5 protein-coding genes and 1 pseudogene are annotated in these 5,750 nt (G+C 45.6%); all 6 read right to left on the reverse strand.

Annotation, left to right across the window (positions count from 1 at the left end):
* Positions 1-639: pseudogene (locus ABR397_RS21655) on the reverse strand (ImcF-related family protein); the annotation flags it as partial.
* The gene (locus ABR397_RS21660) at positions 636-1,763 is read right to left on the reverse strand and encodes a hypothetical protein (protein WP_350307524.1); all 1,128 of its coding nucleotides are present in this window, start codon (positions 1,761-1,763) and stop codon (positions 636-638) included. The pseudogene ABR397_RS21655 and the gene ABR397_RS21660, both read right to left, overlap by 4 nt.
* Positions 1,760-2,032, reverse strand: coding sequence for a PAAR domain-containing protein (locus tag ABR397_RS21665; protein ID WP_350307525.1), 273 nt, complete (start codon positions 2,030-2,032; stop codon positions 1,760-1,762). The genes ABR397_RS21660 and ABR397_RS21665 overlap by 4 nt, the downstream gene beginning before the upstream one ends.
* Positions 2,033-2,568: 536 nt before the next feature.
* Positions 2,569-3,687 (reverse strand): T6SS immunity protein Tli4 family protein, encoded by a 1,119-nt coding sequence (locus ABR397_RS21670; protein ID WP_350307526.1) that lies wholly within the window; start codon positions 3,685-3,687, stop codon positions 2,569-2,571.
* Complete coding sequence (locus ABR397_RS21675) at positions 3,680-5,290, reverse strand: esterase/lipase family protein (RefSeq protein ID WP_350307527.1); 1,611 nt, start codon at positions 5,288-5,290, stop codon at positions 3,680-3,682. The genes ABR397_RS21670 and ABR397_RS21675 overlap by 8 nt, the downstream gene beginning before the upstream one ends.
* 3 nt (positions 5,291-5,293) lie before the next feature.
* The coding region (locus ABR397_RS21680) for a DUF2345 domain-containing protein (RefSeq protein ID WP_350307528.1) at positions 5,294-5,750 on the reverse strand (457 nt) is incomplete at its 5' end.

Genomic DNA, 5,750 nt, shown 5'->3' on the forward strand with positions numbered 1-5,750 from the left:
GACGGGTGCCTGCCAGTGCAACTGTCGGGCCTGTTTCTGCAACATCCGCAGGGCTTTATCTAGCCAGACCGGCTGCGCGCTTTGTTGTTCGGTCAATGCCCAGACGATGCCGTTGAGTGGACGGAAACGGCGCAAGCGACGCAGGGCCGCCAGTTGCGCGGCATCGGGTTCCGTGTGTTGTAAACTGCCGCCCCACAGCAGGAGCGTGCGATGGCCCTCCAGCCAGTGTTGGCTGGTCAACCCCGGCGCGATGGCTTCCACCTGTTCAGGTTCGCCCACCAACAACAAGATACGGACTTTATACCCCCAGAACAGGCCATAACGACGGTGCAGGCGATCGCCTAAATCACGGAGTATTAGCGCAGACTGGCTGAGGCGAGTTTCAGCTTGTGCAGTCTCTGGCCGGAATGGTTGTTGCGCTTTATTCTGCCGGATATACTCCCATGCCGTGCTCCCCAATAAGCCTATCAGTATGGCTGGGAAAAACGTGGCACAGGCATACCACGCAAGGTTCAGTAACCCGTTGTCCGCAAGCACTGCCTGATTTAAATAAATCAGCAGAAAAAATATTCCGGTCAGACTCAGCGTAATAAAAACATATCCCCGAAGGCCATAGTGATGATCATGACTCGCGTTCATGCGTGTAACTCCTTCGTCATTAAATAAAGTACCGCGCTACCCTCGGGTAATTGATTGATAATGATATGATCGCTATTTGTCAGGCCCGTGGCCTCCGTCAGCAGGGCTGAGGTCAGAAACACAGACAGCGGACCCGGTGGACCAAAAGTATGGTCGATTAAATGAACAGGATTTTCTGGGATAAAATGGAATGGGCTATCACGGCCATCCATCATCAGTTCAGTCAGCACGTTTTGAGAAACACCCGTCACCCAGAGGTGCTGCATACTGCTTTTGGCAATGCGGTTATACTCAAACAACACCCTGAAATCTTTCTTTATTTCCCCGGGTAACGATGGCAGCGGCCTTCCCATACCCGCCAGAACGTTTAACTTTTTCTGGGCGGCAAATGCCGTCGAGGAAAGTAACTGAGCAGACAAAAATTCGCTGTACGCTTCTTTACCGCCTTTGGCAGGCCAGCACTGGCAGGCGATAACCATTATCAACCCCTCAAAAGCCGCCTTATCGTACAATGATGTTATTACCTCCCTGCTCTCTATTTGAGTGGGAATTAAACCCCACTGTTGTTGCACACACTCTTGATAATGAGACAAATCCATTGCAGGGACGCCAGCAAGATAAATGGTGCCCAAAAGCGGGCGATACCCTGAACACTGTTGTTCAAACTTATCATCAACTTTCGCCAATAACTGCCGGATATCCGTTGATGGCACAGACAGCGACCGCCCGGCATCGGGAAAAGCCGGGATCTCTTTCGGTTTACCCAACAAGGGAGCTATGCCCTGCGGCTCTGGCGTCAGAATAAAGTTGCCGACTACCGCCAGTTGCTTTCTGCTCCATTGCTGCCACTGGAAACGGGTTTCGGCACTGGCGGCTTCCCAGGCTTGCTCCGCAGTACAGAATCGCTCATAGCGGTTTAGTACCGCACCGAATAACAGCATCCAGCCGAAAAAGGCCGGTAAACTGCCATACAGTACGACCTGCAATAAATCGGGGGTTGTTCTCAGCACCAGCGCCATGCCTGTGCCCACCGCCAGCATCAGCAATAAAATTATCCCCCACAACCCATAACGCACCGGCGCTACGACACGAAGCCGGGGGATCTCAGGAATAGGCCAGCTCATAACGATGACTCAACCTGGTTATGAGGCATTGAGCTCAATACATGACACCCACACTGGCAGCGACAATAATGCACCACTACAGCACGACCATTTTCCTGAACGGTATTATCCCCCTCAATAATCGGATTAATACCGTGCCCCTCTAGCGGACAATGAATGAGATCCCCTACCAAAGCGGCCTGTTTACCGTCGAAATACATTGTTGAAGAAGCGGTGATCACTTTTCCACCTCGATCAGTGGCATCACCTAAACAAACAATACCAGACATTGTGATATCCTCTATTGATTATCGAAATAATCCTAAATAAATTATCAGGCATCTGGAAATAATATTTTATACCGAGATACCTCGTTATTGATTTTAATAACTCCATACCTTTAACCATTGAATTAAATAATAAATAAGCGGCACACTCAGTAACACCGCAACAGGGATTAAAAACAGTATACGTTTGTATTTCTTTCGCTTAATGCATTGAACCGCCCGATAAATGACAAAGCCATCAATAATCATTATGACCGGCCAGGCATAATAGAAAACAAGAAAAAAACAGACTAATACCGTCTCCCAAAAATCAAATTTAATCATATTGAACCCTCATAAATGCATGATTAAAACCACCCTCTCATAGAGAAAACACCCCCGTCGCCAATAAAATTGGAAAACCCTTTTTTTATCCAATTTTCACTGCCTGAGTCATTCTGACAACGGAATGTAAAATACCTATTGGTATTTTAGTGCCTTTATCCACCTTGATTAGATTAACCCTATATTCCTATAAAGGCTTTAATTTAAAACGCATGTTATCGAGAATCGAAAGCGCCCGGCCTTTTACGAAAAGTATTCGTTACTGCATCCCAAAATGTTATCAGTTCATTTTCATTGTACGGTGTTGCAGATAACCGATCATTTTTTAGCTCAATATTCACAAAGGGATTTTTATAATCGCCAACCGTCTCATTTGCAATTAAATCAAATGCATACCCGGGGATCTCGGTTTCTGGCTCCTCAATTGTTTTTGTCGGAATTTTCGCTAAAATTTCCTCCGTATAAGTGCCATTAATTTCCCGCTTCCCTTTCCTGATTACCTTAGTGCGCATAGCCAGAAACATGCCTTCCATTCCGACCAAACGGTCTAGCATATGGTCTTTCTCTTGAAGATCATTAAATATTTCAACACTGAAAGTAAAATGGTCACCTTTATTTCCCTGATAAACAAAGGTTATATTCTCTTTCTCATTACCACTACCAGCAATAAAACCGTCAGGAATACAGGTGCCTGCCACCTTGGGGATTTCCGTCTCTTTTCTGCCACTGATTCTGGCAATTAGACTATTCATTTTATATAAAGTTTGATCCAACTCATTATATTGTCTTTCAGAAAATCCCCCCTTGATAAAATCATCCCTGTCTGCCTTATATCTATCATCTGACATCTCCATAAATTCCATTGTTATGATAAAGGCAACCCCATTGTTATATAAATGCGCTTCCAATACTCGGGCATAACCAGGCGCACTCGTGTCCTGATTTCTGTCGAAAATCACTCCCTTTAAATTTCCCTGGAGGTGATAGACCTTTTTTAAAAAGGGCATATTTTTCGGGTCAACATACTGAGTTGTTTTTAATTCCTGCTCTTTTAACTGTATCCGCTGTTCAAATTCAGGGGGATACAAACGCTTAGTTTTTATTTTCGCTTCACCAATAGATATCCCGTCATGGATAATATTGTCAAATCCAGTAGGAACATCAATTAAATAACGGCCTACACAACGGGTCTGCATATTTGCTAACATTTCAGTTGTCACTTTCTTTTCCTTTTCAGTTAACACAGGATGATAAGAGGCTGGGAAATACCACCGCCACAAAACGTAAATGGCTACTATCGCCAATAAAATCAGTAACCCCTTTTTTTTATTCAATTTTTACCCCCTGAACCATCTTGACAATTGAACGTAAAGTAAATAACCGGGCGAAAGTCTCTTTCGTGCCTGTATCCTCTTTATAAGCCCCTTCATGGTCGACTTTCGTCGCCAGCAAGCCACGTAAACCACTATAAGTAATCCGGCCAGCCTGTACCGGCACGGTACTATCCCCCAGCGCCTTGGGAGAAGCCAGCTTAAAAGTTTTCCCGGCAACATCCCGAAATGAAGGCCCAACAGAAAACTGCACCATACGTCTTGCACCAATTTCCCTATCAAAAGGATCATAAATCGGCTGATCAAAAGTCAAGCCTGAATAATCATCCATTTTGTTATAGTAATTTTTACTTTCTTCTTCCCAAGAGATAACGCCATACGATAAGTGTTTCTCACTGGCACCATAAAAGGCATAAGTATTCGGATGATAATGACCGGTTAACTCTTCAATAAATGGCTTCACAGTGTTATTTATCAACTTCCGATAACTATTCCAGCTTTCTTCATTTTTCCATTTATCCTGTTTATCCGGGTTTAAAAACCGGGTTTCACATAATCCCCACCACCGCTCTTTTTCCAGATAAATTTCCTGATAAGGATTAGATTCCGGCAGCTTATGTGTGATTTTACCATCGGCGATATGTAACCAGCCTTTACCATACTTCGTTCCCGGCAGCAATTGTAACGGACCGGGAGATTGTGCCATCACTGCGGTCATCTCTGCACCATTACTGCCGATAACCAATCCGACCACACCATCTTCACCGGTTTTCATCCTTTTATAAGTGATCGGAGCACCGGTATCCGGCATAACACCGTGCACAATCCCTAAAATTTTATCCCGACCGTTCAATTTTTCTGAATAATGGCGGGCAACCAGCCCGCCCATAGAATGAGTGACTAAAATCACCTGCTTGATTGCACAACGTTTACCATAGAAGGCTAAAATCTTATCAACATATTCTGCCAGCCTTTTGGCAGAATCCACATTGGACTGCAACCAGTTATAACCCATCACATGAACCGGGTAGAGAAAGTTATAGCTGTGGTCAACCTCAGTCCGTGTTAACGGCTCTTCGCCTAACTCAGCCTTCAAGTTCATATCAACCATTTGTTGCCGGAGAGTTTGCTTTCCCTGCCCTGCCAGACAGTACTCAAATGCCAAACGCTCATCATCCAACACAGCCTGAAGCCAGGGCAAAAAAGTGCCATAGCTCATATGTGCCACCTCTCCCCAGCCACGCCGACTGCAATCAGGGAATTTATTCTTTTCCGTGTGGTCAGACGTAATAGTTCCCGAATCATCAACTTCTGTACTACTAGGATCTAAGATTTTTTTCCTGTAAGGCGCCCCCCTAAACATCCAAAATAAAACATCCGGGCTATATTCCGCATTTAACCGCCAGACTGACTTACCCTGCTTCGATTTTAAGTTACTCCCCATCACCCCCGGCAGAAAGATCACCGGGATCACTTTAGTTGCGTATTTCAAACAGGTCGCCACCAGATTCTCTTCCGTTCTGGCATTGGGGACGTTGTAATAAGGGGAGCCATATTCATCATATTCTGGATGAATATAAATCTCATTTTCCTTCGATTCGCTCACAATCTACTCCTCATCTTTTATTTTCAATTTACTGATTTCCACGCCAACCTGTTTTTGCAGGGCGCTTTTCCCATCCTGTGCAGTTGATAACGCCTGCACGCCGCCATCTTCGGCATGGAGTTGCATATCCTGACGGGCTAACGGGGAAATGTTATAAGCCTGTACAACCTTCGGCGTCACAGCGTAATTACCTGTTTGCCACTGCTGTATAGCCTGACTGATACGCTGCCCGCCAAATTTTTGCCACACCGCCGCCCGCTGGATAATGTGATCAGGTGCCCCACTTTCCACCTGCCCATTGCTAATACGGATATATCCCCCGCCACAGGCCAGCAAGATCTCCTCTTTGGCACTGATGATCACTTTGCCTTCATGACTGCTTACCGTGATGTCTTTCAGCGCTTCCAGCCCCATCGCATCACCCTGCGCCTGAATATCTACCCGACCTTGACTGGCAAAC

This window comes from Photorhabdus viridis (assembly GCF_040256935.1).
Taxonomy (GTDB): Bacteria; Pseudomonadota; Gammaproteobacteria; order Enterobacterales; family Enterobacteriaceae; genus Photorhabdus; species Photorhabdus viridis.